This window comes from Klebsiella sp. KP20-425-1 (genome assembly GCF_025813515.1).
In the GTDB taxonomy this organism is placed as follows: Bacteria; Pseudomonadota; Gammaproteobacteria; order Enterobacterales; family Enterobacteriaceae; genus Klebsiella; species Klebsiella pneumoniae.
In genome coordinates, this window is record NZ_CP109614.1 from 4,067,765 (window position 1) to 4,094,243 (window position 26,479).

Consider the following 26,479-nt stretch of genomic DNA (forward strand, 5'->3'; position numbering starts at 1 on the left):
GGCAATACGTATGACAGAGCACACCACCACCTTAAAAAGAACGCTCGGCAGTTTTCGTTTATGGGGGATCGCCGTCGGACTGGTGATATCCGGGGAGTACTTCGGCTGGAGCTACGGCTGGTCGCAGGCGGGCACGATGGGGTTTATGGTCGTCGCCCTGGCGGTCGCCGCGATGTACTGCGCCTTTATTTTCAGCTTTACCGAGCTGACCACCGCCATCCCGCACGCTGGCGGCCCTTTCGCCTACGCCTACCGCGCCTTCGGGCCCACCGGCGGCTTTATCGCTGGTTTTGCCACCCTGATTGAATTCGTCTTCGCCCCGCCGGCCATCGCCATGGCCATCGGGGCCTACCTCAACGTGCAGTTTCCGGCGCTGGATCCGAAATGGGTCGCCTGCGGCGCCTACGTGATCTTTATGACGCTCAATATTCTCGGCGTCGGCATCGCCGCCACCTTCGAGCTGATCGTCACCCTGCTGGCCATCTTCGAGCTGCTGGTGTTTATGGGCGTGGTCGCCCCCGGCTTCTCCTGGAGCCACTTCACCACTAACGGCTGGGCGGGCGCGGACAGCTTCAGCGGCCTGGCGCTGCCGGGGATGTTCGCCGCCATTCCGTTCGCCATCTGGTTCTTCCTCGCCATTGAGGGGGCCTCCATGGCGGCCGAAGAGGCCAAAGATCCGCAGCGCACCATTCCCCGCGCCCTGGGCGGCGGCATTCTGACGCTGACGGTGCTGGCGATCGGCGTGATGGTCTTCGCCGGCGGCGTCGGCGACTGGCGCGCGCTGTCCAATATTAACGATCCGCTGCCCCAGGCGATGAAGACGGTGGTGGGCAACGGCAGCGGCTGGCTGCATATGCTGGTGTGGCTGGGGCTGTTTGGCCTCGTCGCCTCCTTCCACGGCATCATTATGGGCTACTCGCGGCAGATCTACTCCCTCGCCCGCGCCGGCTATCTGCCCGCCGGGCTGGCCTCCCTCAACCGCCGCACGCGCACCCCGCATCTGGCAATCCTCGCCGGCGGCGTGGTGGGGATCGCCGCGATCTTCTCCGACTCGCTGATCACTATCAGCGGCATGCCGCTGACCGCCTGCATCGTCACCATGTCGGTATTTGGGGCTATTGTTATGTATATCACTTCCATGGCGGCGCTGTTCAAACTGCGCCGTAGCGAGCCGAAGCTGATCCGTCCGTTCCGCGCCCCGCTCTACCCGCTGGCGCCGGCCTTTGCCCTCGGCATGGCGGTGCTCTGCCTGGTGGCGATGGTCTGGTATAACCTGCTGTTGGCGCTGATTTTCGCGGCGATGATGCTCGGCGGCTACCTGTGGTTCCGCAAAACCGCAGCGGCCCGTGAACGGGCGCCAGTGGATCCTCAACTGCGCACGGTCTCCTGAGGAGGCGGCATGTATAAAACCACGCTATCGGGCCAGGTATGGCGCTTTGATAGTCTGAAAACGTTGATGGCGAAAGCGTCGCCGGCCCGCTCCGGCGACGCCCTCGCAGGGATTATCGCCACCTCAGCCGAAGAGCGGATGGCGGCGAAAATGGCCCTCGCCGAGGTGCCGCTGACCGACATTCTCGACAACCCGCTTATCCCTTACGAGCAGGACGAAGTGACTCGCCTGATCCTCGACACCCATGATGCGCAGGGCTTTGCCGCCCTGCGTCACCTGACGGTCGGCGATTTTCGCGACTGGCTGCTGGATGATGCTACCGATACCGCCACGCTGCAGCGGGTCGCCCGCGCCATCACCCCGGAGATGGCGGCGGCGGTCAGTAAGCTGATGCGCAATCAGGATCTGATCCTTGCCGCCAGCAAATGCCAGGTGGTGACGCGCTTTCGCAACACCATCGGCCTGCCCGGCCACCTCAGCGTACGCCTGCAGCCCAACCATCCTACCGACGACCTGAAAGGCATCGCCGCCAGTATGCTCGACGGGCTGCTGTACGGCGCCGGGGACGCGGTGATCGGCATCAACCCGGCCAGCGACAGCTTACCGGTGCTGGCGCAGCTGAACGTGATGCTGGACGATATTATCCAGCGCTTCGCCATTCCCACCCAGTCCTGCATTCTGACCCATGTGACCAATACGCTGCAGCTGATTGAGCGCGGCGCGCCGGTGGATCTGGTGTTTCAGTCGGTGGCGGGAACCGAAGCGGCCAACAGCGGCTTCGGCATCAACCTTGCCATGCTGCAGGAGGCCCGCGAGGCGGCCCTGAGCCTCAGGCGCGGTACCCTCGGCAACAATGTGATGTATTTTGAGACCGGCCAGGGGAGCTGCCTGTCGGCCAACGCCCACCACGGCGTCGATCAGCAAACCTGTGAGGCGCGGGCCTACGCCGTCGCCCGTCACTTTGAACCGCTACTGGTCAATACCGTGGTCGGCTTTATCGGTCCGGAGTATCTCTACGACGGCAAGCAGATTATTCGCGCCGGGCTGGAGGATCATTTCTGCGGCAAGCTGATGGGCCTGCCGATCGGCTGCGACGTCTGCTATACCAACCACGCGGAAGCGGATCAGGATGATATGGACACCCTGCTGACCTTGCTGTGCGCCGCCGGGCTCACCTTCCTGATAGGCGTGCCCGGAGCGGACGATATCATGCTCAATTACCAGAGCACCTCGTTCCATGACGCGCTGTACGCCCGTCGTCTGCTGGGCTTAAAGCATGCCCCGGAGTTCGCCGACTGGCTGGCGAAGATGCAGATTATCGATCCGCACGGCGCGCTGCGGCTCACCGACGCCCGCCATCCGCTGCTGTCCGTCCTGCCGCAAGGAGCCTCCGTATGAACCGTCCCGATGCCTGGAACCCGCTGCGTGAATTTACCGATGCGCGGATCGCCCTGGGGCGCAGCGGCGCCAGTCTGCCGACCCGCGAAGTCCTCAACTTTGGTCTGGCCCATGCCAGAGCGCGGGATGCCATTCATCAGCCGTTCGCCAGCCAACAATTGGTGGCGCCGCTGGCGGCGCTCGGCCTCGAGGCCCTGACGGTGCACAGCGCCGCGCCGGACCGTCATACCTATCTGCGGCGCCCGGATCTCGGGCGGCAGCTCGCCGATGAGAGTCGCGCCGACCTCGCCGCCAGCGGCGTCCGCCCCGCCGACCTGCTGCTGGTGATCGGCGACGGCCTCTCTTCCTGGGCGGTAGAGCGCCAGGCGGTGCCGTTGATCCGCGCCCTGCTGCCCTATCTGCAGACGCTGGGTATCGGCCTGGCGCCGGTGGTGCTGGCGCATCAGTCGCGGGTAGCGCTGGGAGATGATATTGGCGAAACCCTGAAAGCCCGCGCGGTGGCGATCCTGATTGGCGAACGACCGGGTCTCTCCTCGCCGGACAGCCTCGGCGTCTACCTCACCTGGCAGCCTCATCGTCAGCGCCTGGAGTCTGAGCGCAACTGTATCTCCAATATTCGGCCGGAGGGATTAAGCCATGACGCCGCCGCCTTTAAACTGGCCTGGCTGCTGGAGCAGGCTTTTTTGCGCCGGCTTACCGGGGTGGGTCTGAAAGATGAAAGCGATAATCCGGCGCTGCATGGTAAAATAAAACCGTTGCCCCCTTTAAAATAATAAGTCACGCGAGCAGCAGAATAGATTTTTAATATTATCTTGTGCACCTGACTTTATATTCCGCCGCGTGCTGAAATTGCCCGGCGGCGCTTCGCTGGTACGGGTTTACGGAAGCCGTGCCAGCGGTTTATATGGCGTATTTTTCAGGCCGGGTAAGGCGCCAGTCGCCCCCCGGCAAAATGCTTTCACCGTACCAAAAGCCGTGTTGTCGCCAGCCTTATGCCCTTCCCTGCAGGTAATAAGAATATTGCATGAGTAAAAACGAAACGGACGTTGTAAGGTAAATCAGCGCATTAAAAATACCCGTCATACTTCAAGTTGCATGTGCGTTGGCTGCGTTCTCTCCCCCAGTCACTTACTTCTGTAAGCGTCTGGGGACTCGCTTACTTGCCGCCTTCATGCGACTCGAATTATTTAGGGTATATATCTCGTTATCTATTCAACATAACAGCCAATAATTCGCCGGATACGCTGGCGCATTATTCCTCAATGTTATGCAGTCATTGATGGTTAAAGATAAATAATCGACCGACGGAGAAATACCAATGAAATCGTTTTCCGGGAAAGCGTCTTTAATGGCCACGCTGGTTGCCGCGCTGGTCGGCGCCAGCAGCGCGCAGGCAGCGGAAATTAAAATCGGGGTGGTATTACCCCTGAGCGGCGCCCTCAGCGGCTATGGCCAGCCGTCGCAGAAAGGGCTGGACATTATTCAGGCCATCACCCCAACGTTAAAAAATGGCGATACCATCAAGCTTATCGTTATCGATGATAAAAGCGACAAAGTCGAAGCGGCCAACGCCATGCAGCGCCTGGTCTCCAGCGATAAAGTGGATGCCGTGATCGGGGAAGTCACTTCCTCCAACACCCTGGCGATGACCAAAATCGCCGACGACAGCAAAACGCCGCTGGTCTCCTCCACCGCCACCAACGACCGCGTCACCCGCAACCATCCCTACGTCAGCCGGGTCTGCTTCTCGGACAGCTTTCAGGGGGTGGTCGGGGCCAATCTGGCCTCCCGCGATCTGAAAGCCAAAACCGCCGCCATCGTGTTTGACAGCAGCAACGACTACTCCGTCGGCCTGGCGAAAGCGTTCCGCACCCAGTTCCTGAAAAACGGCGGCACCATTCCCATCGAGGTCCAGGCCCCGGGCGGCAGCAAGGACTTTAAAGCCCAGCTGGCGAGCGTCAAGGCGAAGAATGTCGACATGATTTACATGCCGATCTACTACACCGAAGGGGCGCTGATTGCCGTGCAGTCTAAACAGCTGGGGCTCAACAAACCGGTGGTGGGCGGCGACGGTCTGGCCGCGGATCAGGTCTTCTTCGATGTCGGTAAAGACGCGGTCAACGGCTATATGACCACCGATTACTACTCGCCGAACGCCAAAGAGCAGACCCCGGCGGGGGAAACCTTCATCAAAGCCTGGGAAGCCAAATACCAGCAGCCGACCCATACCTGGGGCGCAATGGCGGCGGACGCCTATAACGTCATCGTCAACGCCATGAACCAGTGCAGCGATCCCCACGATCGGGTCTGCGTGAATGAAAAAATCCGCGCCACCAAAGATTTCCAGGGCGTGACCGGCACGCTGACGTTACAGAACGGCGACGCCATTCGCAGCGCGGTCATCAACGAAGTGAAAGATGGCAAGCTGGCGTTTCGTACCGTGGTTAACCCTTAAGTTGTGACGAGGCTACAAAATGGACGGCGCCATTTTTCTCCAGCAAGTGGTCAATGGAATGAGTCTTGGGGGCATGTACGCCCTGATTGCCATCGGTTATACGATGGTTTATGGCGTGCTGCGGCTGATCAACTTCGCCCATGCGGACGTGATGATGGTCGGCGCGTTTAGTACGCTGTTTTTATTTTCTTCGGTTGGGCTACCCTTCGGGGTAGCCGTTTTCCTGACCCTCGGGCTGTGCGGCCTGTTTGGTATGCTGATTGACCGGGTCGCCTATCGTCCGCTGCGTCAGGCCTCGAAAATCTCCATGCTGATCACTGCCATCGGCGTCAGCTTTTTTCTCGAAAACCTGTTTAACGTACTGTTTGGCGGCAGCTCGCGCTTCTTCTCCGCCCCCGACTTTTTCAACCAGACCCGGGCCTTCGGCAGCGTCATCATTACCAACGTGGCGTGGATTGTGCCGCTGATCACCGTCCTGCTGCTGCTGGCGATCCTCTGGCTGCTGTACCGCACCCGCTATGGGATGGCGATCCGCGCGGTGGCCTTTGACGTCAACACCGTGCGCCTGATGGGTATTGACGCCAACCGGATCATCTCCCTGGTCTTCGCCCTCGGCAGTAGTCTCGCGGCGCTCGGCGGCGTGTTCTACTCCATCAGCTACCCGACGATCGATCCCCTGATGGGCGTGCTTATCGGCCTGAAGGCCTTCGCCGCCGCCGTGCTGGGCGGGATTGGCAGCGTCACCGGCGCGGTGCTGGGCGGCTTTATCCTCGGTTTTACCGAGGTGGTCGCCGTGGCGATCTTCCCCGAACTGGGCGGCTATAAAGACGCTTTCGCCTTCCTGTTCTTGATTCTGGTCCTCTTGTTCCGCCCGGTCGGCATTATGGGCGACGAACGTCTGGAAAGGAGCCGTTTCTGATGCTCAACGCGACGACGACCGCCGGGGCGCAGCTGCGCAACCTGGTCATTATTGTCATCTGTATCGCGCTGCTGGCCGGAATCAACGTGGTTTTCAATGACTACATTGTTCGTGTCATCAGCACCATTTTTATCTTTATGATCCTCGCGGTCAGCTACAACCTGATCAACGGCGTGACCGGCCAGCTGTCGCTGGAGCCGAACGGCTTCGTGGCGGTGGGCGCCTACGTCACCGCCCTGCTGATCCTCTCCAGCGACAGCAAGGTAGACATGTTTGAAATGGCCGCCCCCAGCCCGTGGATCCTCAGCCTGCACGCGGGCTTCCTCCCTGCCCTGCTGATAAGCGGCCTGTGCGCGGCGGCGCTGGCGGTGTGCCTCGCCGTGCCGGTCTTCCGGGTACGTGGCGACTACCTGGCCATTGTCACCCTCGGCTTTGGGTTTATCATCAAGATCCTCGCCATTAACAACCCGCAAATCACCAACGGCGCCATCGGGCTGAACGATATTCCGCAGCAGCCGCATCTCCTGTTCTGGTGCGGACTGTTCGCCCTGCTGGCCACCGGCATGATCCTCCAGCTGGTGTGGTCGAAGTATGGCCGGATGATGAAAGCTATTCGCGACGATGAAGATGCGGCGATCGCCATGGGGGTCAACACCTTCCGCATTAAAACCTGCGCCTTCGCCACCAGCGCCTTCTTCGAAGGGATCGGCGGCGGTCTGCTGGCTTCCCTGCTGACCACCATTTCCCCGGGACTGTTCGACTTTATGCTCACCTTCCAGCTGCTGATTATTATCGTCCTCGGCGGGCTCGGCAGCACCACCGGCGCCCTGCTCGGCACCGTGCTGGTGGTCGGCAGCGGCGAGTGGCTGCGCTTCCTCGATCAGCCGCTGCAGTTCTTCGGTCACGATCTCGGCGCGTACCCGGGCCTGCGAATGGTGGTCTTCTCCCTGCTGTTGCTGATTATCATGCTCTTCGCCCGCGAGGGGCTGCTGGGGAAAAAAGAGATTTGGCAGATGGGAAGAAGGAACAGCAGCTATGGCGGAAAATAACGTTATCCTGCAGGTGCAGGACGTCACCATGCAGTTCGGCGGCCTGCGGGCCATCGACAACGTCAGCTTCCATGTTGACGAGTCGGAGATCTTTGGCCTTATCGGCCCTAACGGCGCGGGCAAAACGACCCTGTTTAACGTCATTACCGCCAACTATAAACCCACCAGCGGCAGCGTCACCCTGGCGGGCACGTCGCTGAAGGGGCTGAAGCCCAACCAGGTGGTGAACGCCGGGATCGCCCGCACCTTCCAGAATATCCGCCTGTTTAACTCCATGACGGTGCTGGAGAACGTGATGGTCGGGCTCGACCGCGCCAGCCGCTACTCGCTGCTGGAGGCGGCCCTGCATATTGGTCGCTACTTTCCGGCCGAGCGGGCGGCGAAAGCCAAAGCGATGGCCATCCTGGAGGATATCGGCATCGCCCACTTCGCCCATATGCAGGCCACAAACCTAAGCTATGGCAACCAGCGCAAAGTGGAGATCGCCCGCGCGCTGGCCACCGCGCCGAAGCTGCTCCTGCTCGATGAGCCGGCCGCCGGGATGAACCCGAAGGAGACCGAGGATCTGGCGGAGCTGATCTTCCGCATGCGCCATGACTATCAGCTAAGCGTCCTGTTAATCGAGCACGATATGCCCTTCGTCAACCGCCTGTGCGAGCGGGTGATGGTTCTGGAGTACGGTAAGCCGTTGTTCAGCGGCCTGATGGCCGAGGCGATCCAGCATCCGGACGTCATTTCCGCTTATCTGGGAGAAGCCAATTATGCTTAACGCCCGGGAACTGAAGGTCTTTTACGGCGTGATCCAGGGTCTGAAGGGCGTCGATATCGACGTCTATGACCGGGAAATCGTCACCCTGATCGGCAGCAATGGCGCCGGTAAAACCTCCACCCTGAACGGGATCGTCAACCTGGTGCGCTCCAGTGGGCGCGTCAGCTTCCTCAACGACGATATCTCACGCAGCCAGACCCACCAGATCGTGCGTCGCGGGCTGGCGCTGGTGCCGGAGGGACGGCGCGTCTTTACCAACCTGACCATCGAAGAGAACCTGCGCATGGGCGCTTACAATAATCTCGCCGGCTACGCCCGCCTGCGCGATCGCATGTACGCCCTCTTTCCGCGGCTCAAGGAGCGGCGCCATCAGATGGCGGGCACCATGAGCGGCGGCGAGCAGCAGATGCTGGCCATCGCCCGGGCGCTGATGAGCGAGCCGGTGTTATTGATGCTGGATGAACCGAGCCTCGGGCTGGCGCCGAAAATTGTCGGCGAGCTGTTCGGCATCATTAAGCAACTGCGCGAAGAGAATATGACGGTGCTGCTGGTGGAGCAGAATGCGACGGCCGCGCTGGCGATCGCCGATCGGGCGTATGTCCTGGAGAATGGCCGGATCACCTTGTCAGGCGCGGCGCGGGAGATGCTGACTAATCCGGAAATTAAGCGGATGTATCTGGGGGGATAGGCATGGTCAAAACTGCCTGGGCTGCGGCGGCGCCTCCCGCGAGGCCGCAACCTCAGGCAGTCTCTTGCTACACAAAGCACACCTCGTTCCAGTAGGCTTCTCGCGTCCTGCGTCGCTCAGTATGTCTTATCATGACGGAACCACCGGGTTTCCACGTTGCCAATGTCCACGCCGTAGAGGCTGGCTACCGGCAGGATCGCCTCCATGACGCGCTGGGTATCCTGCTGTCCGGCTTCACCGTTGGACAAAAAAGCCAGCCAGCCCGTTAACCGTTGCCACAATGCCACTTTCGTTTTCTCCTCTGTCGGGAAGCGAATCGCCTGGGTCTATTTCAACCACAGTTGGCCGGGCGCGGGAAATATTAATTCCGAATTTGCAATCCTGGCTGGCGCATATTACCCCCGGTCCTATCACTCTCTCCCTGGCCCTCTCCCTGAGGGAGAGGGGACCGCCCGGCAGTCGTTGTCGTCCTCGTAAAACGCCAGCGACGCATAAAGAATACCCATAGGTTTGTTAAGTTCTTTTTGGTTATAGATAAGAATTTTTTCTTCTTTGCCGCCGACGGGCAATTTGTGGGAGCGTGATGTCCACAAAACAAAACAGGGATTCAGGGGAAAAACTATGCGCAATAAAACCACAAAAATCGCACTGGCGCTGGGTATGCTGCTGCTCGCCTCGCAGGCACAGGCGGACCAGCTGGCTGACATCAAAGCCGCCGGCGTCGTAAAAGTCGCCACCTTCGACGCCAACCCGCCGTTCGGCTCCGTGGACGCCAAAACCCACCATATCGTCGGCTACGACGTTGACTTTGCCCAGGCGCTGGCGAAAGCGCTCGGCGTCAAACTCGAGCTGGTGGCCACCAACCCGGCCAACCGTATTCCGCTGCTGCAGTCCGGCAAAGCCGACCTGATCGTCGCCGACATTACCATCACCCCGGAGCGGGCCCAGGTTATTGATTTCTCAACGCCGTATTTCGTCACCGGCCAGCAGTTCCTCGTGCCGGCCGGCTCTCCGGATAAGCTCGATGAGTACAGCAAAGCGCGCATCGGCGCGGTGAAAGGCACCACCGGCGAACAGGCCCTGCACCAGCGTTTCCCGCAGGCTCGCGTCCTCTCCTATGACGATATTCCGCTGGCCCTGACCGCCCTGCGCAACGGCAACGTCCAGGCCATCACCCAGGACAGCACCATCCTCGCCGGTCTGCTGGCGGAAGCGCCGGATAAAGCCAAGTTTAAAATTCTGCCCGACCTGCTCAGCAAAGAAGAGATTGGCGTGGGCGTGAAGAAAGGCGAACCGGCCCTGCTGAAGGCCGTCAACGATGAGCTGGTGAAGCTGGAGAAAACCGGCGAAGCCGCGAAAATTTACGATGTCTGGTTTGGCCCTGCCACCAAAACGCCGCAGCCGCGCGCCTTTACCATAGAAGCGAAATAATATGTTCTCGGGTTTACTCTCCCACTCCGCGGCTCCGGCCGCGGATTTTTCACGTCTGCAGCGCGCCAGCATTACGTTCCGTGATGTGGCCAAGCGCTACGGCGATCATCAGGTACTTAACGCCATCAACCTACAGGTCGAGCCCGGCGAAGTAGTGGCGATCCTCGGCCCTTCCGGTTCGGGAAAATCGACGCTGATCCGCTTGATCAACCAGCTCGAATCCTTAAGCGGCGGCGAGATCCTGATCGACGGCAAACCCACCAGCCGGCTGAGCGGCAGCGCCTTGCGCCAGCTGCGCAGCCGCGTCGGCTTTGTCTTCCAGCAGTTCAACCTTTATGCCCACCTGACGGCGCAGGAGAACATCACTCTGGCGCTGGAGCGCGTTCATGGCTGGGAAAAAAGCGCGGCTCAGGCGCGGGCGCTGGCGCTGCTGCGTCAGGTCGGACTGGAAGAAAAAGCGCAGCAGATGCCGGCGCAGCTCTCCGGCGGCCAGCAGCAGCGGGTGGCCATCGCCCGCGCCCTGGCCTCCTCGCCGCAGATTATCCTGTTCGATGAGCCCACCTCGGCGCTCGACCCGGAGATGATCGGCGAAGTGCTGCAGGTGATGAAAACCCTCGCCCACAGCGGGATCACCATGCTGGTGGTGACCCACGAAATGCAGTTTGCCCGCGAAATTGCCGACCGGGTGGTGTTTATCGACGGCGGCGACATCCTCGAAGTCGCCCCGCCGGCTGAGTTTTTCGCCCATCCGCAGCATGCCCGCGCGCGGCGTTTTCTGCAGAAGGTGCTGGATCCGCTGCACCAGGAGAGCCTCGAGTGACGCCGATGCTTGACTGGCACGGCGTCCTGAGCGGGCAGCCGTTGCAATGGATTATCTCTGGTTTTCTCACCACCGTCTGGGTCAGCGTCGCCGGGATCCTGCTCGCCACCCTGCTGGCGGTCCTGCTGCTGGCCCTGCGCCTCGGCGGCGGACGCGCGGGGCGCGGACTGGTGGCCGCGTGGGTCTCGTTGTTTCGCAATACCCCGCTGCTGGTCCAGCTGCTGTTCTGGTACTTTGCCGCCTGGAACCTGCTGCCGCTGGCGGTGAAGGAGGTGGTGAACGACGAACACGCCTGGTCCATTCTGCCGGGCAACGTCTGGTGGCTGACGCCGGAGTTCCTCTGCTCGATGTGGGGGCTGGGGGTCTTTACCTCCGCCTTTCTGGTGGAAGAGATCGCCTCCGGACTGCGCGCCGTCAGCCACGGGCAGCGGGAAGCCGCGCTGTCGCAGGGCTTTACGCCGTGGCAGGAGCTGCGCTTTATCCTCCTGCCGCAGGGGCTGGCCAACGCCTGGCAGCCGATTGTCGGCCAGTATCTTAACCTGATGAAACTCTCATCGCTGGCCAGCGGCATCGGCTTTGCGGAACTGACCTATCAGGTGCGGCAGATTGAGAGCTATAACGCGCACGCCCTGGAGGCGTTTGCCGTCGGCACCGCGCTGTACCTGGCGCTGGGGGTGGCGATGGGCGTGGCGCTCACGCGTCTCGGCCCGGGAAGAAAACTGCAACGGAGCGCCCGACATGAACGCTAATCTGGCGGTGATCGCCGATAACCTCGATTACCTGCTGTGGGGCCGACTGGCGGAGGGCCAGCCCGGCGGCGTGGCGCTGACCCTGCTGATGGCCATCGGCGCCACCCTGCTGGCGCTGCCGGGAGGCATTGCGCTGGCGGGCCTGGCCTGGCGCTACGGCGGGCTGGTGCGGCGTCTGCTGTTTCTGTGGGCGGAAATTATCCGCGGCATCCCGCTGATATTTGTCATCTTCTGGCTGTGGTATCTGCTGCCGATGCTGACCGGCGGCGATCTGCCCGGCGCGGTGACCGTGACCCTGGCGCTGGCGTGGTTTACCGCCGCCTCGGTGATGCACTCGGTGCTGGCCGGGCTGCAGTCGCTGCCGAAAGGACAGTATGAGGCGGCGCTGACCCAGGGGTTCGCTCCCGGGCAAACGCTGCGCCTGGTGCTGCTCCCGCAGGCGCTGCGCAACGTTCAGCCGTCGCTGGTGGGGATCTTTATCGGCCTGCTGAAGGACACTTCGCTGGCGTTTATCGTCAACGTCCCGGAGCTGACCACCGTGGCCGGCCAGGTCAACAACCGGGTGCAGATCTATCCCCTGGCGATCTTCGTCTTCACCGGCGCGGTGTACTACCTGCTGTGCTGCGGTCTGAGCCTGCTGGCCAGCCGGCGCTTTACCCGCCGCGCGACCACCAGATAAGGCTCACTCCGCGGGACGGGGCTTCAGCGGACAGGTATCGCTGATCTTAATAAATTTGTCGTTATAGACCAGATAGTGGTTCCCCGGCTGGCGCAGCGCCGGCTGGCGAACCACGTCCCCGGGACGCAGATACCACGCGTCCCCCTCCTCTTCGGTCGAATCGCATCCGGGCTTAATCAGCAGCTTAAACCAGGTATTGCCGGTGTTGCTCACCGTCCCGGCCACCTTATCGAAAGACCATTTAAACTGTACCTCGCGCGGGCGCACCACCAGAATGGTATCCATCACCACCACCGGCTCCATGCTGACCTCGCCGCCGGTCGGGCTGCGCCTCGTCAGGTTGCGGGTGGGGATTTCGCGAAACGAGACCCGATAGTAGCGCTCGCGGTTATCCCGCGGCCCATGATAGTAAAATTTAAAATACTCGCTCTCACCTGCCTGCAGCACCAGCTGGCGGGGGGCGAACAGCAGTTCGCCATCCACCGGCCGGGAGCGGACTTCGCTGCCGCCCGGGCGATCGATGGCGCTGACGGCGATGCGGTACAGCCGCGCGCTTTTATTGTTGTTGACCACCCGTTTGCTGGCGAAATCCGCTTCGGCAGGCAGGGAAAAGGTCAGGTTACCGACCGAGATCGCCTGCGCCAGCGGCGCTGCCAGCAGGCAGCCCACCGTCAGCAGGGCCTTAGTTAATGTTGCGCCACGTCGCCTGGACATGAATCTCTCCTGAAGCGCTGACTTCGCCAAACCAGCCGTTATCGTCTACCGTCCGCAGCGAAATGGCGTTATCCATCGGAATCGAAAATTTCACCGTGGTCTTATCCATCTGCCCCACTTCGCCGGAGATATCGGTCCACGGCGTGGTCAGCCACAGCGCATCGGTCATATCCCGCCAGCTGTCATCGCACCCGGCATCGTAGGTCTGAGTCGTGCCGCTGCGGGTGATAAAAGAGAGCGTCGCCGGGAACGGCACTTTCGCCGTACCGTCATCGGAGCTGAAGAGACAGTAGGAACGCCCGCCAATCACCTGCGCCGGTCCGGTCACCTTGATCAGCACTTCATCGGCGGCCGTTTTACCGCTGGTGGTGACGATGTAGCCGAAATCGAGCGCCGGTTCGCCGCTGCCGACATACCCCTCGCGCGACGGCGCCGAGGTATATTCGTCGGAGATAATGCTGATGCTGAAATCACGGGGCTTGATAATCAGCGTGTTGGAGGTGGAAAACTCATACCAGCCTGACTCCGGCGAGGTGGTGTTCTGAAAGCGAAAGTTGAACAGATCCTTGGTGTTGATATCGCTGATCCCGAGGTTCACCATCTGCTTAAAGAAGTTGCTGGAGAAGAAAACATAGATCGAGTCTGAGCTCTTCATCTCGTTGAAAGTGTAGTAATAAGCGGTATTGCTCACCGGCTTCCAGGAGCTGCCGTTGAGGCTGAACTGCATATCGTACGCCCCGACGGCCGAGGCCAGCGACGAGTTGGCGATCGCCGGGAAAATATGGATCGAGGTGTTGCTTAAGCCGTTGGTCTGCAAGGTATAGTTGACCATCTTACAGCTTAATCCTGAGCGGCTGCCGATGGTCTGCGTCCGGCAGTCGGCGTTCCCTTCCCCGAGGGTCGGCACGCCATCGCTGTTGATAAACACCTCCGCCAGCGAGTGGGTATTAATCAACCGCAGGTTCGCGGCTTTGGTGTGGGTGACGTTGCGCACATACCAGTTACCGGAGGCCTGATCCTTACAGCGCGCGCCGCTGCTGGCATCGTAGTTCACCGAGGTCTGACAGGCATTGATGGTCATCGTAAAGCTGCCGCCGACCGGCATCTGCTGCAGATATTGATAGAAGGCGTCTGACATCATGCCGTGCATCCACTTCGCGCCGCCGCTGGTCACCGTCGCGCCGTAAAACCCGCTGGCGTCGGTGGTCTGCGGCAGGATCAGGCTGGTAGCCATATCGCACCCGGCGTACCAGTTGATGCAGCGCAGGCCGGTTAAGGGGTGTGAAACCGGTGAGTTTTCCAGCCACATATCAAACTTCCAGTTGGCATTGAGCCCGGTGTTGTAGCCATTATCGATATAGCCGAGACTCTGCTGATAGATGGTCCCGGAGCCGGTGTATTTTAAGCCGGTCCAGCGGTTAGCGCCGGTCATACGCGGATCCAGCGCCCCGCCGGGGGTGACGAAAAAGTTGTCGTCGGAGTTGTTTTCCACAAACACAAACTCGCGCGCCGGCGCATCCGACCAGGTGGTCTTGGTCACCGCCGCCCTGAGCGCGGCTGCCGGCCAGAGCAGCGCGAGGATCGCCAGCGCCATCAGTGCATTAACTTTCATTCTCTTCTCCTGACTGCTTCACCGCCGCCCACGACGAGAGGCCGCTGCAGACCACATCCCCCACCCAGACGGCGCCGCGCGCCTGGCTGAGCTCCAGCGCCACTTCGCAGGTTTTATTGCCGCCGTAGCTGAAATCGATAGTGGGGTATTTCTTATCCACGTCCATGACAAACTCGCCGTTTTCATCGGTGCGGGTACGGCCGATATGGTTGTTAATCCGCGCATTCGCCAGCAGCGTGCCGTCTTCTGCACGAATACGGCCGGAGACGGTGACCATCTGCTTCACCTCTGGCTCAATCACCGCGACGTTGCCCGGATAAAGGGTCAGATGACTCTTGCGCCCGCTGACGATGTCGTAGCTGTCGAGCGAGTTTTTGCTGTTCTGCAGCTCCACCTCATAGCGACCATAGGGAGAGAGCGGCAGGTAGTTACGCTTGCCGCTGAGCGGGAAGATCCGCCCGTTAACCCTGGCGCTGATCTGACCATCGTCCTCCAGCCCGGTGTTGAAGATCACCCCGGCGTTGCCGTCGGTTCGTCCGCTGGCGGCGATGTTTTTGCCCTGCCAGCCGACGCTGCCGCTGGCGGTGAGGTTGGTGTTGACGTAGCCGTCCGCCGCGCTGTTGACGTTCAGCGTGCCGCTGGCGTAGCGGGCGTCGAACTGGGCATACGCGCCGCCGCTGAGGGTTTTGTCATCCCCGGTATCGCCGGAGATGGCCCGCGACAGATTGGCGCCGATGGTGCGAATAGTGCCTTCATCAAACTGCTTGCGCGCTGAGAGATTAGCCATGGTGTAGCCGTTCTGATGGGTCATCCCGGCGCTGAACCAGTTGCCCAGCGGCAGCGACAGATCGAGGGCGATATATTTCCCGGTGTTGGCGCTGCTGTCGCCATTGTTATAGCGCTGGATCCCCGCCCGCAGGCCGAGCGAGCCAAAGGCGCCGCTGTAGACCGTCTGATAGTAATCCGCGGTGTAGTAATGGCTGTTGTAGCGACGGTCATCGTTGTAGCTGACGCTGAACGTCCCCAGCTTTGACCACAGCGCGTTCAGGTTGAGGGTGCCGCCGATCGCCCGGTTGTCGGCATCGCTGCGCCGCAATTGATCGCCAATGCGGGTTCTCTCCTGGTTAACCCACACTGAACTGAATCCCCCGGGCAACGTGGCGCTGATGCTGCCGACGCTGCTCCACGAGCTGTCGCTGGCCAGCATGTTTTGCAGGTTAACGTTGATCGACTCGCCCAGCGGTAGCGTCAGGCGGGTTTCCCCCACCGCCTGGTTGTCGTAGCCATAGCCCGTAGCCGCCCAGCTCAGGGTGCTGAGCGACCCGGAGGCCGAAAGGCCTGCCAGCCAGCTCTCTTTCGCCGGCCGGGTCTTTTTCCCGCTCTCTGACCAGCGATCCATATGAAAACTGCCGCCCCATACCTGCCACGCCAGCGGCGCGCCGGCGCCGCGTCCCCGGCTGAACAGCTTATTGACCCGCTGGGTGCGTTTGCTGACCACCCGACCATTGACGATCACCTCCACTTCCACGTCGTAAATACCGTACGGCAGGCCGCGGGTATCCACTTCATGGTTGCCCATAGCGAAGTTCTGGACGCTCAGCAACCGACCGTCACGGGTGAGATGCACCTCGCCCGCCGCCGGCAGAAAGGCGATCACCGGCGTGGCGGACTGGCTGTTGTCGAAGACGGTGGAGCTGGCCTGGTTCCCCCAGGAAAGGCCGTAAATCTTACCGGCCGAAATAGCGGTCATCGGTCCCAGGGACTGCAGGTTCCAGGTGTCAAGCATCCCGCCGGCAAAGCGGTGGCCGGCGAAATCGCGCTCATACATGGCCTTATATAATTCACTGTCCTGCTGACCGCTGCCGATGCCGTATAGCGAGCCGTCGAGCACCACGTGATGCTCCCGCAGCGCCGTGACGTTGTTCAGCGACAGGTAGCTGGAGGTGTTGCTCCCGCCGTTACGCATCTGGTTGTTATAGACGCCGAGGTTATAGCTCAGGTTGCTGCTGAGGGTGTTCACGCTGGACTGACCGATATCTTCGCTGCGCGAGCGCAGGACGGTGCCCAGCGCCTCGCGCTTGACCACCAGCTGCAACAGCAGCTGGCGCAGGCTGAGATCCAGCTGTGCGCTGTCGGTCAGGGGAATGGTGAGCGCCTCGCTGAACGGGGCGTTGGCCAGGCCGATCAGCTGCTGGCGGGTCTGTTCGCTGACGCTGGCGTTACCTTCGCTCTCCTCCAGCTGGATCTGCCGGACGCGCAGCTGGCCGCCGTCCAGCCAGATAAAGGCGCTGCCGATCCGCTGATCGTCCCGGGTGCTCTGGCTGCCGGCGAGATGAATATAGAGCGGGACGCTCATGCCGTCCTGCAGCGCCTGGCTGAAGGCCTGCGGAATAATCACCCCGCCAATCTGCTGCGCGCCTGGGGCAGCTGCGCTGACGTCGGGCTGAACGAACAAAAAGATCATGCCGAAGGCAAGCCGCGTTTTCAGTCCTGGGGTAATCCATCGTTGAGGCATCGTCGTTATCCATCTGCACAGCTGTCTATTTCACGGGAACAAACTGCTCACCCTGCCAAAGCGCCACCCGTCCTTTTTTATCCGCCGTGTCCACGCGCGTAAAACGGCGCGATTTACCCGGCATCAGGTAGTAATTCTCTTTACATTCCTTACCATCGGCGGCCTTCAGGCAGGGGCCGTAGGCGAGGATCCGCAGCGTCGCATTCCCGGTGTTGGTCAGAGAGCCGTTGGCGTACTGAAAGCGATAGTTCACCTGCCGGGGCGCCACCACCAGGATGGTGCCGATGCGGGCGGAAGCAGTGGCCACCGCGCTGCGGTTGGCGTTATCGCGTTGGGCATCGCTGAGCGCCTGATCGAACCAGACAATGCGGTAGTAGCGCTCTTTGTCATCCGCCGGGCCTTTGTAGAAGAAGCGGATCACATCGCTGGCCTGGGCGGGTAGCAGCAGGCTGGCGGGAGTGAGCAATACCTCATCCGGTTTGTCCATCGGGATAACCTGCCCGCCGTCCAGCGGGGAAGAGAGCCGTTCGAGATGGATATTGATCAGTCGACCGCTGTCTGTGCTGTTCTTGATCGTTTTGCTCAGCGTGCTGCTGCCGCTGTTCATAAAGGATGAAATATCGCCGACATCCAGCGCCTGCGCCGGCGACACCCCGGCAAGCAGCAGCCCGAGGGCCAGAAGGTGCTTTTTCATAACAATTCCGTCCGTGAAAAAAGCAGGGGGAGATCCCCCTGCTGGTGCATCAGAAGGATCAGCTGGTCCAGGTGGCGTCGAACTGTACGCTGACGTCGCCGCTCCAGATCCCTTCCGGCAGAGTGCTGTAATCGGTCACGGCGGTGGTGCCGTTGGTGGTGCCGCTGATGATGGAGAAAGTGAAACCATCCTGCGCTGTGGTACGGCCGCTGGCGTTGTAGCCATTAGCCAGCGCGCTGAGGTTGCCGCCCATAATATTGTTGGCGGTATCGATCATCACGGTATCGCCAGTTTTTTCCACCGCGGCGCCGTTATAATCCACGCCCACGCTCAGCGTGGAGCCGGAGGTATCCAGCTGGGTTAAGGTGTTGGTGATAAGACGCGAGGTCAGCTTAAAGGCGGTCGCCGTTGTGTCCCCCTCAATCGCCACGTCAAACAGACCTTTCTGCGAGTTAAAGCCTTTAATGCCTTCGGCGTACTGGAACGCCAGGCTGCCGAGCGGGGTCACAACCAGCTTGCTGGTGGTGTCTTTTTTAGCGGTCGCAGACCAGGTCGCTACAGCCTGAGCCGTTACGTCAGCAGCCTGCGCCACGCCCATACCGGTAAACGCCGTTACCAGAGCTATTGCCAGAACCTTTTTTTTCATCGCTTTTTCATCCTGAGTTGAATTAAGGACATGATGTCCCGGTGAACCATTTAAAAAACAGAATTGCCTGGGTATTACTGAACTAACTTATATATTTTGGAATACAGTTTGGCCTCAGCATTACGCCGATGGGTATACACTGTCTTCACGCTACAATTTTCAATTCTGGCGATCGATTTCGGCTGCATGCCCTGGGCGGTCATGCGGATAATTTTCATTTCCCGATCTGTAATTTTATCTTTCTTAATATCTTTGCGGAGAAACCTGCCATTAATTACATAGGCCAGTTCTTTTCGAATATCGCGACTCAGACCAACATATACCACCCCGCGAATATCGCTATTGTAATACCAGTAGTTCGCTAAGGCCTCTGATTTCCTGGCCGCAATCAATACGACCTGTTTCCCCTTTACCGCGGATAGCCATTCGCTGTCGCGCCTGATAAATTCGTTTAATGAAGCCGTATTGAGATTGATAAACACAAAATCTTTTCTGATTTTCTCCAGTGAGAGATAAATTAATTCGTCGATGTCTACAATCAGTTCGGACAGTCCTTTATAGAAATAGGAGTCATCGGCAGACCAAATATACTTATCGGAACAGCTTTTATATTCCATATAGTTTTTAACCTCATAGTCCTTGAAGTAATCATTTTTACAACGTCACTGCTTGCCAGGCCTATAAAGTTTACTGGCGTATTCGTTTCCTTTAATAAATCGCCATTAAATAAGACACGCATTACTTATCAATATTGGATAAGCGGGGGATTAAACTATAATTATTTTCTGCTTGGCGTTGAATTTAAGTTTTTTCCTATGGAGTGTCAACATGCGGAAAGGCAATGAATTTCGCGCCCAGGTCAATATTTACAAAAACTGAAAATATCAAATTTTTGAGCGCCAGAAAAAGACATTTATTTTCATAAGGTTATTGGTAATATAACCGTCAATTCTTATCTGCGCTTTATATTATCCAGGATCTTCGCCCTATTATGTTAGGAATATTCTTAATGGAACTCTTGAATGGCTTATCAAATAAACCGGATTTAGCACAAAAGAAAGGATATAAATCTACAAATAAACAAAAACCAGGATGATTCACCAACACATAAGACTCATGAATAGATTAACCTGCCGCACAAAATAGTTATGTATATGTTAATACATGCGGGATGTTGAATGCTAAACAAAGGCAGACGCATTATCTATTCGATTAAACGGTCTTCTTCATCAAGATTAAGCGAAGATTGCCGAAGGCTGCCTACGCCTACGAACCGGTCTGTCTCCGCGCCCTCCAAAGCATAGCGGCTTTTCGGCGCTTCGCCAGCCGCCAGCATGCCGCACGCGTTGAGCCGCTGGCCGTCGCTCTTTCACGCCAGTTCACGCTTTGTTCGCAATACCGTCATCGAAATTTCATATAAAGACCTATTAATAGTGGCCAGTTAATGACGAACCTGGACACTCTTATGAACAGCTCTCTTGCCGCGGTGGCCGAAACTGATTTCCAGCCGTTCACCGATCTCGCTGCCGGCCGGCAGCGGAAGGTCTTAAGCGTGCGTAATCTGAGTAAAGCTTATCAAGCCCAGCACAAAGTGCTGGACGGCATCAGCTTTGATCTGCACGCCGGGGAAATGGTCGGGGTCATTGGCCGCTCCGGCGCCGGTAAATCGACGCTCCTGCATGTCCTCAACGGCACCCACAGCGCCAGCGGCGGAGAAATTCTTAGCTACCCGGAAGTCGGTACCCCGCACGATGTCTCACAGCTGAAAGGCCGCGCGCTCAATGCCTGGCGTAGCCACTGCGGAATGATTTTTCAGGACTTCTGCCTGGTGCCGCGCCTCGACGTGCTCACCAACGTCCTGCTGGGCCGCCTCAGCCAGACTTCAACCCTGAAATCGCTGTTTAAAATCTTTCCCGCAGCCGACCGGGCGCGCGCCATTGCGCTGCTTGAGTGGATGAACATGCTGCCGCACGCGCTGCAGCGGGCGGAGAACCTCTCCGGCGGGCAGATGCAGCGGGTGGCGATCTGCCGGGCGCTGATGCAAAACCCCGGGATCCTGCTGGCCGACGAGCCTGTCGCCTCGCTGGATCCGAAAAACACTCAGCGCATCATGGATGTGCTGCGCGAGATTAGCGAGCAGGGTATCAGCGTGATGGTAAACCTGCATTCGGTGGAGCTGGTCAGGGCCTACTGCACCCGGGTTATCGGCGTCGCCAGCGGCCAGCTTATTTTTGACGATCACCCCTCCCGGCTGACGCAGGATGTGCTGCAGCGGCTGTACGGCGATGAAGTTAGCCAATTGCATTAATTTCACTCACACGGGCAACATAATGAAAAAATATATGACTGGCGCAGTTCGTTTATCCGCAATGGTCGCGGGCATGATGATGGCATGGCAGGCAGCGGCGGCGCAGCCGAAAGAGCTCAATCTGGGCATTCTCGGCGGCCAGAACGCCACCCAGCAAATCGGCGATAACCAGTGCGTGAAGGCCTTCCTCGATAAAGAGCTGAACGTGGATACCAAACTGCGCAACTCTTCCGACTATTCCGGGGTGATCCAGGGCCTGCTGGGAGGGAAAGTTGACGTGGTGCTGAGCATGTCCCCCTCCTCCTACGCCTCGGTTTATCTCAATAATCCGAAAGCGGTGGATATCGTCGGCATCGCCGTGGACGACAAAGATCAGTCTCGCGGCTATCACTCAGTGGTGATCGTCAAAGCCGACTCCCCCTACAAAACGCTGGACGATTTAAAAGGCAAAGCCTTCGGCTTCGCCGATCCGGATTCCACTTCCGGGTATCTGATCCCTAACCATGCGTTTAAAGAAAAATTTGGCGGTAACGCCGACAATAAATACAACAACACCTTCTCCAGCGTCACCTTCTCCGGCGGCCATGAGCAGGACATCCTCGGCGTGCTGAATGGCCAATTCGCGGGCGCGGTCACGTGGGCCTCGATGGTTGGCGATTACAACACCGGCTACACTACCGGCGCGTTCAACCGCCTGATTCGCATGGATCATCCGGATCTGATGAAGCAGATCCGCATTATCTGGCAATCGCCGCTGATCCCGAACGGCCCGATCCTGGTGAGCAATGCGCTGCCGGCGGACTTTAAGGCGAAGGTCGTGGCGGCAGTGAAAAAGCTGGACACCGAGGATCACGCCTGCTTTATCAAAGCGATGGGCGGTACTCAGCACATCGGCCCGGGCAGCGTGGCTGACTTCCAGCAGATTATTGATATGAAACGCGAGCTGGTGAGCGCGCGTTAATCCTGCCTCAACGCCGCCTGCTTGCCCCAGGGTAAGCGGCGGCGCTACGTTGAAGATCCCCGACGCATGAAGACAACCCACACCGAATTTGAACGCTATTACCAGCAGGTACGCTCGCGGCAAAAGCGCGATGCCGTCTGCTGGTCGCTGCTGCTGCTGGCGCTCTATTTTGCCGCCGGCAGCGCCGCGGAATTTAATCTGCTGACTATCTGGCACTCGCTGCCCCACTTCTTTGACTATATGGCAGAGACCATTCCGCCCCTGAGTGCCGGCAACCTGTTCGCCGATGTGCAGACCAAAGGGTCGCTGGCCTGGTGGGGCTATCGCCTGCCGATCCAGCTGCCGCTGATCTGGGAAACCCTGCAGCTGGCGCTGGCCTCGACCCTGGTGGCGGTCGCCATCGCCACGGTTTTCGCGTTTCTTGCCGCCAATAACGCCTGGTCCCCGGCGCCGGTGCGCTTTGCCATTCGCGTGCTGGTGGCGTTTTTGCGCACCATGCCCGAGCTGGCGTGGGCGGTGATCTTTGTGATGGCGTTCGGCATCGGCGCGATCCCGGGCTTTCTGGCGCTGATGCTGCATACCGTCGGCAGCCTGACCAAACTGTTCTACGAGGCGGTGGAAAGCGCGCAAAACAAACCGGTACGCGGCCTGGCGGCCTGCGGCGCGTCCCCGCTGCAGAAAATTCGCTTCGCCCTGTGGCCGCAGGTGAAACCGCTGTTTCTCTCCTATGGCTTTATGCGGCTTGAAATCAACTTCCGCTCGTCGACCATTCTCGGGCTGGTGGGCGCGGGCGGCATCGGCCAGGAGCTGATGACCAACATCAAGCTCGACCGCTACGATCAGGTGAGCATCACCCTGCTGCTGATCATTCTGGTGGTGTCGGCGCTGGACATGCTGTCCGGTCGTCTGCGCCTGTGGGTTCTGGAGGGTAAGAAATGAGCGTCTGGCACATGCAACCGGATCTCGCCGCCAGCCGGCGGCAGCATAAGCAGCTCTATCAGGTCCAGGGGCGCTACCTGCTCTACGTCGGGCTGGTGGCGCTAGCCTGCCTGCTCTATTACGTCTGGTTTTTTCTGCAGTTTGGTATCAGCGGCGAGCAGCTGACCACCGGCCTGCAGCAGATTGGCCGCTACCTGGCGCGGATGTTCGTCTGGCACGACTTCTGGAACTGGCCGTTCGGCTATTACTTTACGCAAATCGGCGTCACCCTGGCCATCGTCTTCGCCGGGACGCTGACTGCCACGGTGCTGGCGCTGCTGCTCTCCTTCTTCGCCGCCCGCAACATCATGCGCGGCGTGGTGCTGGGGACCCTCGCCCTGCTGATGCGCCGCCTGTTTGATGTGCTGCGCGGGATCGACATGGCTATCTGGGGGTTGATTTTTGTACGCGCGGTAGGCCTCGGGCCGCTGGCCGGGGTGCTGGCGATCATCATGCAGGACACCGGTCTGCTGGGACGGCTGTACGCGGAAGGACACGAAGCCGTGGACCGATCTCCCGGGCGCGGGCTGACCGCCGTGGGCGCGAATAGCCTGCAAAAGCATCGCTTTGGCATTTTTACCCAGTCGTTCCCGACCTTCCTCGCGCTTAGCCTGTATCAGATTGAATCCAACACCCGCTCCGCGGCGGTGCTGGGCTTCGTCGGCGCCGGCGGTATCGGGCTTATCTATGCCGAGAATATGCGTCTGTGGAACTGGGATGTGGTGATGTTTATCACCCTGCTGCTGGTGGCGGTGGTAATGATCATGGACACCCTCTCCGCCTGGCTGCGCCGTCGTTATATCGGCGGCGCCGCGGTGCCGCTGTATCAGAGCGGACGCTAGCGCACATTTGCGCCGGATGGCGGCTTCGCCTTATCCGGCCTACTCGTTCGGCTCTGACTGTCTCCAGGCCCGGCAAGCAACTGCGCCGCCGGGCGATGGCATCAGGCACGGAGCTGCGTTTATGCCGGGTGGCGGCTGCGCCTTACCCGGCCTACAACCCCAAATCACCGCTGGCGCAGGGGCTGCTGAAACTGCCGGTGCTGGCGGCCTCAACATCGCTGAGACGTTCCCGGAAGGCCGGGGCAGCCCGCATGGATGCGGGCTGAGGGCCGTGTTTTGCAGGGACGCTGCCTCGGCCCGACCCGAAGCCTGCAGGGATAAGTCGAAGGCACCGCGCAGCGGCGATGTTGCTGGCCGGAGCCCGGGGGTACAGGGGGCGGCGGCGACTGGCCGCCCCCTGTGCGCTCCCAGCGCCATGAGTGACATAGCGCAGAAAAAATATTGGGAGCGCAATCTGTCCGGAAATAACATAGAAGTTGTAGCCCTGCCAGGCGCTGTATGCACAGGGAAATTTACGCTTGTACCGTTATTCCGCCGGGTGGCGGCTGCGCCTTACCCGGCCTACTCGTCCGGCTCCGACTGTCTGTAGGCCCGGCAAGCAACTTGGACTGCACCCCAAAAGTTGGACACCCAACTGAGTAAGGTGCAGTTTTATGGCTAAACCAAAGTATTCCCCTGAAACAAAACTGGCTGTGGTTAATCATTATTTGTCCGGTAAAGACGGAGAACAGAGTACAGCCGACCTTTTTGGTATTGAAAGAACATCTGTCCGTCGCTGGGTCAGGGCATGGCAGTTCCACGGTGCAGAAGGCCTGACTGCAAAAAATAATCATTATTCCGATGAATTTAAACTCGTGGTCGTCCGGGCGGTTATCAGTGACCGCCTGACGATGCGTGAAGCGGCTGCCCGGTTTAATCTCTCCGCAGAAATACTTGTCCGGCGCTGGCTCGACGTGTACAACGATGCCGGAGCGGAAGGTCTTTTAAACATGCAATGCGGACGGCCCGGACAAATGACAAAGCCAAAAAATATCCCACCACTGACAGATAAAGAGCTGGAAAAACTCTCCCCCGAAGAGCTCAGGGCCGAACTGCGTTATCTGCGGGCAGAGAATGCCTATCTAAAAAAGTTGAAAGCCTTGGTTCAGAGCGAAAAAAATGGCAAAAAGCCCTGATAATCAGTGAACTAAGGCATGAACACGCTCTGCGGGACCTTCTGCGGGCGGCCGGTATGTCCCGTAGCACGTGGTATTACAATATGAATGCACTGAAGCAAGGGGACAGGTATGCGGGTCTTAAAGAGAACATCAGGAAGATATACCACTATCACAAAGGTCGTTATGGCTACCGCAGGATCACGCTCGCACTGAGAAAACAGGGGCTGCGGATAAACCATAAAACAGTGCAGCGGCTGATGGCAGAACTGTCACTCCGGTCTGTGATAAGGGCGAAAAAATATCGTGCCTGGAAAGGGAGAACGGGCGAGGCCGCGCCCAATATCCTGAGCCGGAACTTCGGTGCGTCAAAAGCCAACGAAAAATGGGTAACAGATGTGACAGAGTTCCCGGTACAGGGAAAAAAGCTTTACCTGTCGTCAGTTCTCGATCTGTTTAACCGGGAGGTTATCGCCTACAGCCTGTCGGAAAGGCCGGTGATGGAGATGGTGAATACGATGCTGGACGGTGCGTTCCCGAAGCTCAGACCGGGAGATGCTCCGCTGCTGCACTCGGATCAGGGCTGGCATTACAGGATGAGGAGCTATCAGGAACGTTTAAAGGCGCATGGGATGACGCAGAGTATGTCGCGTAAAGGAAACTGCCTGGATAATGCAGTGATGGAAAACTTCTTCGGGACCCTGAAATCGGAGTGTTTTTATCTGAGGGAGTTCAGGAGTGTCAGTGCGCTAAGAAAAGCCGTAGAGGACTATATCCATTACTACAACAACGAGCGGATAAGCCTGAAATTAAAAGGCCTGAGTCCGGTAGAGTACCGAACCCAGGCTCTGAGAGCCGCTTAATATGAACCATCCAACTTTATGGGGTCAGTCCAACTGCGCCGCCGGGCGATGGCATCAGGCACGGAGCTGCGTTTATGCCGGGTGGCGGCTGCGCCTTACCCGGCCTACAGGGCTTATCCGGCCTGGAACGACTGAACCCGCAGGCCTGTAGAAAAATTTATCCGCTCCGCTATTCCAACCGCCAGCTCAGCACCGGCCAGCCGTATCCGGCACCGGCCGCCTGCAGCTGCGGACAGGGATTGACCAGCCGCACGCGATCCGCATGCAGGCACAGCGGCAGATCGTTAATGGAATCGGTATAGAACGTCACCTCGCCGTCATACTGCGGATGCGCCTCGCGCCACTGCGCCAGACGCGCCACCTTCCCCTGCTGATAGCTGGGGATCCCGGTGATTTCACCGCTGTAGCCGCCGTCGACCATCGCCACGTCAATCCCCAGCGCCTGATCGATCTCCAGCGCGGCGGCCACCGCCTGCACCAGCAGGCTAACCGAGGCGGAGATAATCAGCATCTGCTCTCCCTCGGCCCGCAGACGACGAATGAGCTCCCACGCCTGCGGATAGACCCGGGGCAGGATCGCCTCGCGCACGCAGCGGGCCACCAGCGCGTCAACGTCCGACTTCGGTATTCCGGCCAGCGGCGCCTGGATCAGGGCCACATAATCGGCGATATTCATCTCTCCCCGGTCATAATCCGCCATTAGCCGCGCCTCGCGGGCAAGATACCCCTTCTGCGTCGCCAGCCCTTCGCGAACCATAAACTGGCTCCAGACCGTACTGCTATCGCCCTGTATCAGGGTGTTATCGAGATCAAAAATCGTCAGCGTGTTGCCCATGGTACTTTCC

27 protein-coding genes are annotated in these 26,479 nt (G+C 59.4%); 18 read left to right on the top strand and 9 right to left on the bottom strand.

Annotated features, from left to right (window positions below; all coding sequences use genetic code 11):
* Positions 1-10: 10 nt before the first annotated feature.
* The 3 genes from eat to eutC are packed head-to-tail and all read left to right on the top strand — an operon-like array spanning position 11 to position 3,561.
* Complete coding sequence (eat, locus tag OHJ17_RS20000; RefSeq protein ID WP_004177284.1) at positions 11-1,390, top strand: ethanolamine permease; 1,380 nt, start codon at positions 11-13, stop codon at positions 1,388-1,390.
* Between the two features lie 9 nt (positions 1,391-1,399).
* Positions 1,400-2,788 carry an ethanolamine ammonia-lyase subunit EutB gene (locus tag OHJ17_RS20005; RefSeq protein WP_004183139.1) on the top strand — a complete coding sequence of 463 codons (1,389 nt, stop codon included), beginning with the start codon at positions 1,400-1,402 and terminating at the stop codon, positions 2,786-2,788.
* Complete coding sequence (eutC, locus tag OHJ17_RS20010) at positions 2,785-3,561, top strand: ethanolamine ammonia-lyase subunit EutC (RefSeq protein ID WP_004183137.1); 777 nt, start codon at positions 2,785-2,787, stop codon at positions 3,559-3,561. The genes OHJ17_RS20005 and eutC overlap by 4 nt, the downstream gene beginning before the upstream one ends.
* 439 nt (positions 3,562-4,000) lie before the next feature.
* Here the strand turns inward: eutC and OHJ17_RS20015 are convergent, their stop codons facing one another.
* Positions 4,001-4,144, bottom strand: coding sequence for a hypothetical protein (locus OHJ17_RS20015; RefSeq protein WP_004144596.1), 144 nt, complete (start codon positions 4,142-4,144; stop codon positions 4,001-4,003).
* Between OHJ17_RS20015 and OHJ17_RS20020 the strand changes: the two genes are divergently transcribed.
* The 5 genes from OHJ17_RS20020 to OHJ17_RS20040 are packed head-to-tail and all read left to right on the top strand — an operon-like array spanning position 4,137 to position 8,668.
* A complete protein-coding gene (locus tag OHJ17_RS20020; protein WP_004147267.1) occupies positions 4,137-5,243 on the top strand; it encodes an ABC transporter substrate-binding protein in 1,107 nt (368 codons plus the stop codon). The genes OHJ17_RS20015 and OHJ17_RS20020 overlap by 8 nt on opposite strands.
* Positions 5,244-5,262: 19 nt before the next feature.
* Positions 5,263-6,162 carry a branched-chain amino acid ABC transporter permease gene (locus OHJ17_RS20025; RefSeq protein WP_002890128.1) on the top strand — a complete coding sequence of 300 codons (900 nt, stop codon included), beginning with the start codon at positions 5,263-5,265 and terminating at the stop codon, positions 6,160-6,162.
* Entirely contained in the window at positions 6,162-7,211 is a 1,050-nt protein-coding gene (locus OHJ17_RS20030) for a branched-chain amino acid ABC transporter permease (protein ID WP_004183134.1), read from the top strand. Before OHJ17_RS20025 ends, OHJ17_RS20030 begins: the two co-directional genes overlap by 1 nt.
* Positions 7,198-7,980, top strand: coding sequence for an ABC transporter ATP-binding protein (locus OHJ17_RS20035; protein ID WP_004183132.1), 783 nt, complete (start codon positions 7,198-7,200; stop codon positions 7,978-7,980). The genes OHJ17_RS20030 and OHJ17_RS20035 overlap by 14 nt, the downstream gene beginning before the upstream one ends.
* A complete protein-coding gene (locus tag OHJ17_RS20040; protein ID WP_002890126.1) occupies positions 7,973-8,668 on the top strand; it encodes an ABC transporter ATP-binding protein in 696 nt (231 codons plus the stop codon). The genes OHJ17_RS20035 and OHJ17_RS20040 overlap by 8 nt, the downstream gene beginning before the upstream one ends.
* Positions 8,669-8,784: 116 nt before the next feature.
* Here OHJ17_RS20040 and OHJ17_RS20045 read toward each other — a convergent pair whose 3' ends face one another.
* A complete protein-coding gene (locus OHJ17_RS20045) occupies positions 8,785-8,955 on the bottom strand; it encodes a hypothetical protein (protein ID WP_002890108.1) in 171 nt (56 codons plus the stop codon).
* A gap of 334 nt (positions 8,956-9,289) precedes the next feature.
* On the opposite strand from OHJ17_RS20045, the gene OHJ17_RS20050 reads away from it, so the two are divergent.
* The 4 genes from OHJ17_RS20050 to OHJ17_RS20065 are packed head-to-tail and all read left to right on the top strand — an operon-like array spanning position 9,290 to position 12,347.
* On the top strand, positions 9,290-10,099 hold the full coding sequence (locus tag OHJ17_RS20050; protein WP_002890106.1) for an ABC transporter substrate-binding protein: 810 nt from the start codon (positions 9,290-9,292) through the stop codon (positions 10,097-10,099).
* 1 nt (position 10,100) lies between these two features.
* Complete coding sequence (locus OHJ17_RS20055) at positions 10,101-10,919, top strand: amino acid ABC transporter ATP-binding protein (RefSeq protein WP_004151355.1); 819 nt, start codon at positions 10,101-10,103, stop codon at positions 10,917-10,919.
* Complete coding sequence (locus OHJ17_RS20060) at positions 10,916-11,668, top strand: amino acid ABC transporter permease (RefSeq protein ID WP_004178715.1); 753 nt, start codon at positions 10,916-10,918, stop codon at positions 11,666-11,668. The genes OHJ17_RS20055 and OHJ17_RS20060 overlap by 4 nt, the downstream gene beginning before the upstream one ends.
* Positions 11,658-12,347, top strand: coding sequence for an amino acid ABC transporter permease (locus OHJ17_RS20065; RefSeq protein ID WP_004178714.1), 690 nt, complete (start codon positions 11,658-11,660; stop codon positions 12,345-12,347). Before OHJ17_RS20060 ends, OHJ17_RS20065 begins: the two co-directional genes overlap by 11 nt.
* A 3-nt stretch (positions 12,348-12,350) precedes the next feature.
* On the opposite strand, the gene OHJ17_RS20070 is transcribed toward OHJ17_RS20065, so the two are convergent.
* The 6 genes from OHJ17_RS20070 to ecpR form a co-directional block, all read right to left on the bottom strand.
* Entirely contained in the window at positions 12,351-13,061 is a 711-nt protein-coding gene (locus OHJ17_RS20070; RefSeq protein WP_002890061.1) for a fimbria/pilus periplasmic chaperone, read from the bottom strand.
* The gene (gene ecpD / locus OHJ17_RS20075) at positions 13,030-14,673 is read right to left on the bottom strand and encodes a fimbrial adhesin EcpD (protein WP_002890060.1); all 1,644 of its coding nucleotides are present in this window, start codon (positions 14,671-14,673) and stop codon (positions 13,030-13,032) included. Before ecpD ends, OHJ17_RS20070 begins: the two co-directional genes overlap by 32 nt.
* Positions 14,663-17,188, bottom strand: coding sequence for a fimbrial biogenesis outer membrane usher protein (locus tag OHJ17_RS20080; protein ID WP_032432647.1), 2,526 nt, complete (start codon positions 17,186-17,188; stop codon positions 14,663-14,665). Before OHJ17_RS20080 ends, ecpD begins: the two co-directional genes overlap by 11 nt.
* 25 nt (positions 17,189-17,213) lie before the next feature.
* Positions 17,214-17,882, bottom strand: coding sequence for a fimbrial chaperone EcpB (locus tag OHJ17_RS20085; RefSeq protein WP_004144586.1), 669 nt, complete (start codon positions 17,880-17,882; stop codon positions 17,214-17,216).
* A 58-nt stretch (positions 17,883-17,940) separates the two neighbouring features.
* On the bottom strand, positions 17,941-18,528 hold the full coding sequence (ecpA, locus tag OHJ17_RS20090; protein ID WP_002890053.1) for a common pilus major fimbrillin subunit EcpA: 588 nt from the start codon (positions 18,526-18,528) through the stop codon (positions 17,941-17,943).
* Positions 18,529-18,602: 74 nt separating this feature from the next.
* Entirely contained in the window at positions 18,603-19,145 is a 543-nt protein-coding gene (gene ecpR, locus OHJ17_RS20095) for an ECP biosynthesis operon DNA-binding transcriptional regulator EcpR (RefSeq protein ID WP_004144585.1), read from the bottom strand.
* Positions 19,146-19,993: 848 nt separating this feature from the next.
* Between ecpR and phnC the strand changes: the two genes are divergently transcribed.
* From phnC to OHJ17_RS20125, 6 genes are all read left to right on the top strand, one after another.
* Positions 19,994-20,836 (top strand): phosphonate ABC transporter ATP-binding protein, encoded by an 843-nt coding sequence (gene phnC, locus OHJ17_RS20100; RefSeq protein ID WP_004177295.1) that lies wholly within the window; start codon positions 19,994-19,996, stop codon positions 20,834-20,836.
* 22 nt (positions 20,837-20,858) lie between these two features.
* Positions 20,859-21,797: a phosphonate ABC transporter substrate-binding protein gene (phnD, locus tag OHJ17_RS20105; protein WP_002890002.1), complete on the top strand. Its 939-nt coding sequence runs from the start codon at positions 20,859-20,861 to the stop codon at positions 21,795-21,797.
* Positions 21,798-21,863: 66 nt separating this feature from the next.
* Positions 21,864-22,736: a phosphonate ABC transporter, permease protein PhnE gene (phnE, locus tag OHJ17_RS20110; protein WP_002890001.1), complete on the top strand. Its 873-nt coding sequence runs from the start codon at positions 21,864-21,866 to the stop codon at positions 22,734-22,736.
* Complete coding sequence (gene phnE / locus OHJ17_RS20115; RefSeq protein WP_032432646.1) at positions 22,733-23,617, top strand: phosphonate ABC transporter, permease protein PhnE; 885 nt, start codon at positions 22,733-22,735, stop codon at positions 23,615-23,617. The genes phnE (OHJ17_RS20110) and phnE (OHJ17_RS20115) overlap by 4 nt, the downstream gene beginning before the upstream one ends.
* A 95-nt stretch (positions 23,618-23,712) precedes the next feature.
* Complete coding sequence (locus OHJ17_RS20120) at positions 23,713-23,883, top strand: LysR family transcriptional regulator (RefSeq protein ID WP_085386411.1); 171 nt, start codon at positions 23,713-23,715, stop codon at positions 23,881-23,883.
* Between the two features lie 387 nt (positions 23,884-24,270).
* Positions 24,271-25,634 (top strand): IS3-like element ISKpn1 family transposase gene (locus tag OHJ17_RS20125; protein WP_085955203.1). Its coding sequence is split into 2 segments (ribosomal slippage): positions 24,271-24,739 and positions 24,739-25,634, totalling 1,365 coding nucleotides; the frame shifts between segments, so codons are not numbered across the junction.
* A gap of 169 nt (positions 25,635-25,803) precedes the next feature.
* On the opposite strand, the gene OHJ17_RS20130 is transcribed toward OHJ17_RS20125, so the two are convergent.
* On the bottom strand, positions 25,804-26,469 hold the full coding sequence (locus OHJ17_RS20130) for an HAD family hydrolase (protein ID WP_004177299.1): 666 nt from the start codon (positions 26,467-26,469) through the stop codon (positions 25,804-25,806).
* Positions 26,470-26,479 lie beyond the last annotated feature (10 nt).

Excerpts from the sequence above, each read along its gene's own strand:
- eat (WP_004177284.1), top strand. The coding sequence starts at position 11 with ATGACAGAGCACACCACCACCTTAAAAAGAACGCTCGGCAGTTTTCGT.
- OHJ17_RS20005 (WP_004183139.1), top strand. The coding sequence starts at position 1,400 with ATGTATAAAACCACGCTATCGGGCCAGGTATGGCGCTTTGATAGTCTG.
- eutC (WP_004183137.1), top strand. The coding sequence starts at position 2,785 with ATGAACCGTCCCGATGCCTGGAACCCGCTGCGTGAATTTACCGATGCG.
- OHJ17_RS20020 (WP_004147267.1), top strand. The coding sequence starts at position 4,137 with ATGGCCACGCTGGTTGCCGCGCTGGTCGGCGCCAGCAGCGCGCAGGCA.
- OHJ17_RS20025 (WP_002890128.1), top strand. The coding sequence starts at position 5,263 with ATGGACGGCGCCATTTTTCTCCAGCAAGTGGTCAATGGAATGAGTCTT.
- OHJ17_RS20030 (WP_004183134.1), top strand. The coding sequence starts at position 6,162 with ATGCTCAACGCGACGACGACCGCCGGGGCGCAGCTGCGCAACCTGGTC.
- OHJ17_RS20035 (WP_004183132.1), top strand. The coding sequence starts at position 7,198 with ATGGCGGAAAATAACGTTATCCTGCAGGTGCAGGACGTCACCATGCAG.
- OHJ17_RS20040 (WP_002890126.1), top strand. The coding sequence starts at position 7,973 with ATGCTTAACGCCCGGGAACTGAAGGTCTTTTACGGCGTGATCCAGGGT.
- OHJ17_RS20050 (WP_002890106.1), top strand. The coding sequence starts at position 9,290 with ATGCGCAATAAAACCACAAAAATCGCACTGGCGCTGGGTATGCTGCTG.
- OHJ17_RS20055 (WP_004151355.1), top strand. The coding sequence starts at position 10,101 with ATGTTCTCGGGTTTACTCTCCCACTCCGCGGCTCCGGCCGCGGATTTT.
- OHJ17_RS20065 (WP_004178714.1), top strand. The coding sequence starts at position 11,658 with ATGAACGCTAATCTGGCGGTGATCGCCGATAACCTCGATTACCTGCTG.
- OHJ17_RS20070 (WP_002890061.1), bottom strand. The coding sequence starts at position 13,061 with ATGTCCAGGCGACGTGGCGCAACATTAACTAAGGCCCTGCTGACGGTG.
- ecpD (WP_002890060.1), bottom strand. The coding sequence starts at position 14,673 with ATGAAAGTTAATGCACTGATGGCGCTGGCGATCCTCGCGCTGCTCTGG.
- OHJ17_RS20080 (WP_032432647.1), bottom strand. The coding sequence starts at position 17,188 with ATGCCTCAACGATGGATTACCCCAGGACTGAAAACGCGGCTTGCCTTC.
- OHJ17_RS20085 (WP_004144586.1), bottom strand. The coding sequence starts at position 17,882 with ATGAAAAAGCACCTTCTGGCCCTCGGGCTGCTGCTTGCCGGGGTGTCG.
- ecpA (WP_002890053.1), bottom strand. The coding sequence starts at position 18,528 with ATGAAAAAAAAGGTTCTGGCAATAGCTCTGGTAACGGCGTTTACCGGT.
- ecpR (WP_004144585.1), bottom strand. The coding sequence starts at position 19,145 with ATGGAATATAAAAGCTGTTCCGATAAGTATATTTGGTCTGCCGATGAC.
- phnC (WP_004177295.1), top strand. The coding sequence starts at position 19,994 with ATGAACAGCTCTCTTGCCGCGGTGGCCGAAACTGATTTCCAGCCGTTC.
- phnD (WP_002890002.1), top strand. The coding sequence starts at position 20,859 with ATGAAAAAATATATGACTGGCGCAGTTCGTTTATCCGCAATGGTCGCG.
- phnE (WP_002890001.1), top strand. The coding sequence starts at position 21,864 with ATGAAGACAACCCACACCGAATTTGAACGCTATTACCAGCAGGTACGC.
- phnE (WP_032432646.1), top strand. The coding sequence starts at position 22,733 with ATGAGCGTCTGGCACATGCAACCGGATCTCGCCGCCAGCCGGCGGCAG.
- OHJ17_RS20120 (WP_085386411.1), top strand. The coding sequence starts at position 23,713 with ATGGCATCAGGCACGGAGCTGCGTTTATGCCGGGTGGCGGCTGCGCCT.
- OHJ17_RS20130 (WP_004177299.1), bottom strand. The coding sequence starts at position 26,469 with ATGGGCAACACGCTGACGATTTTTGATCTCGATAACACCCTGATACAG.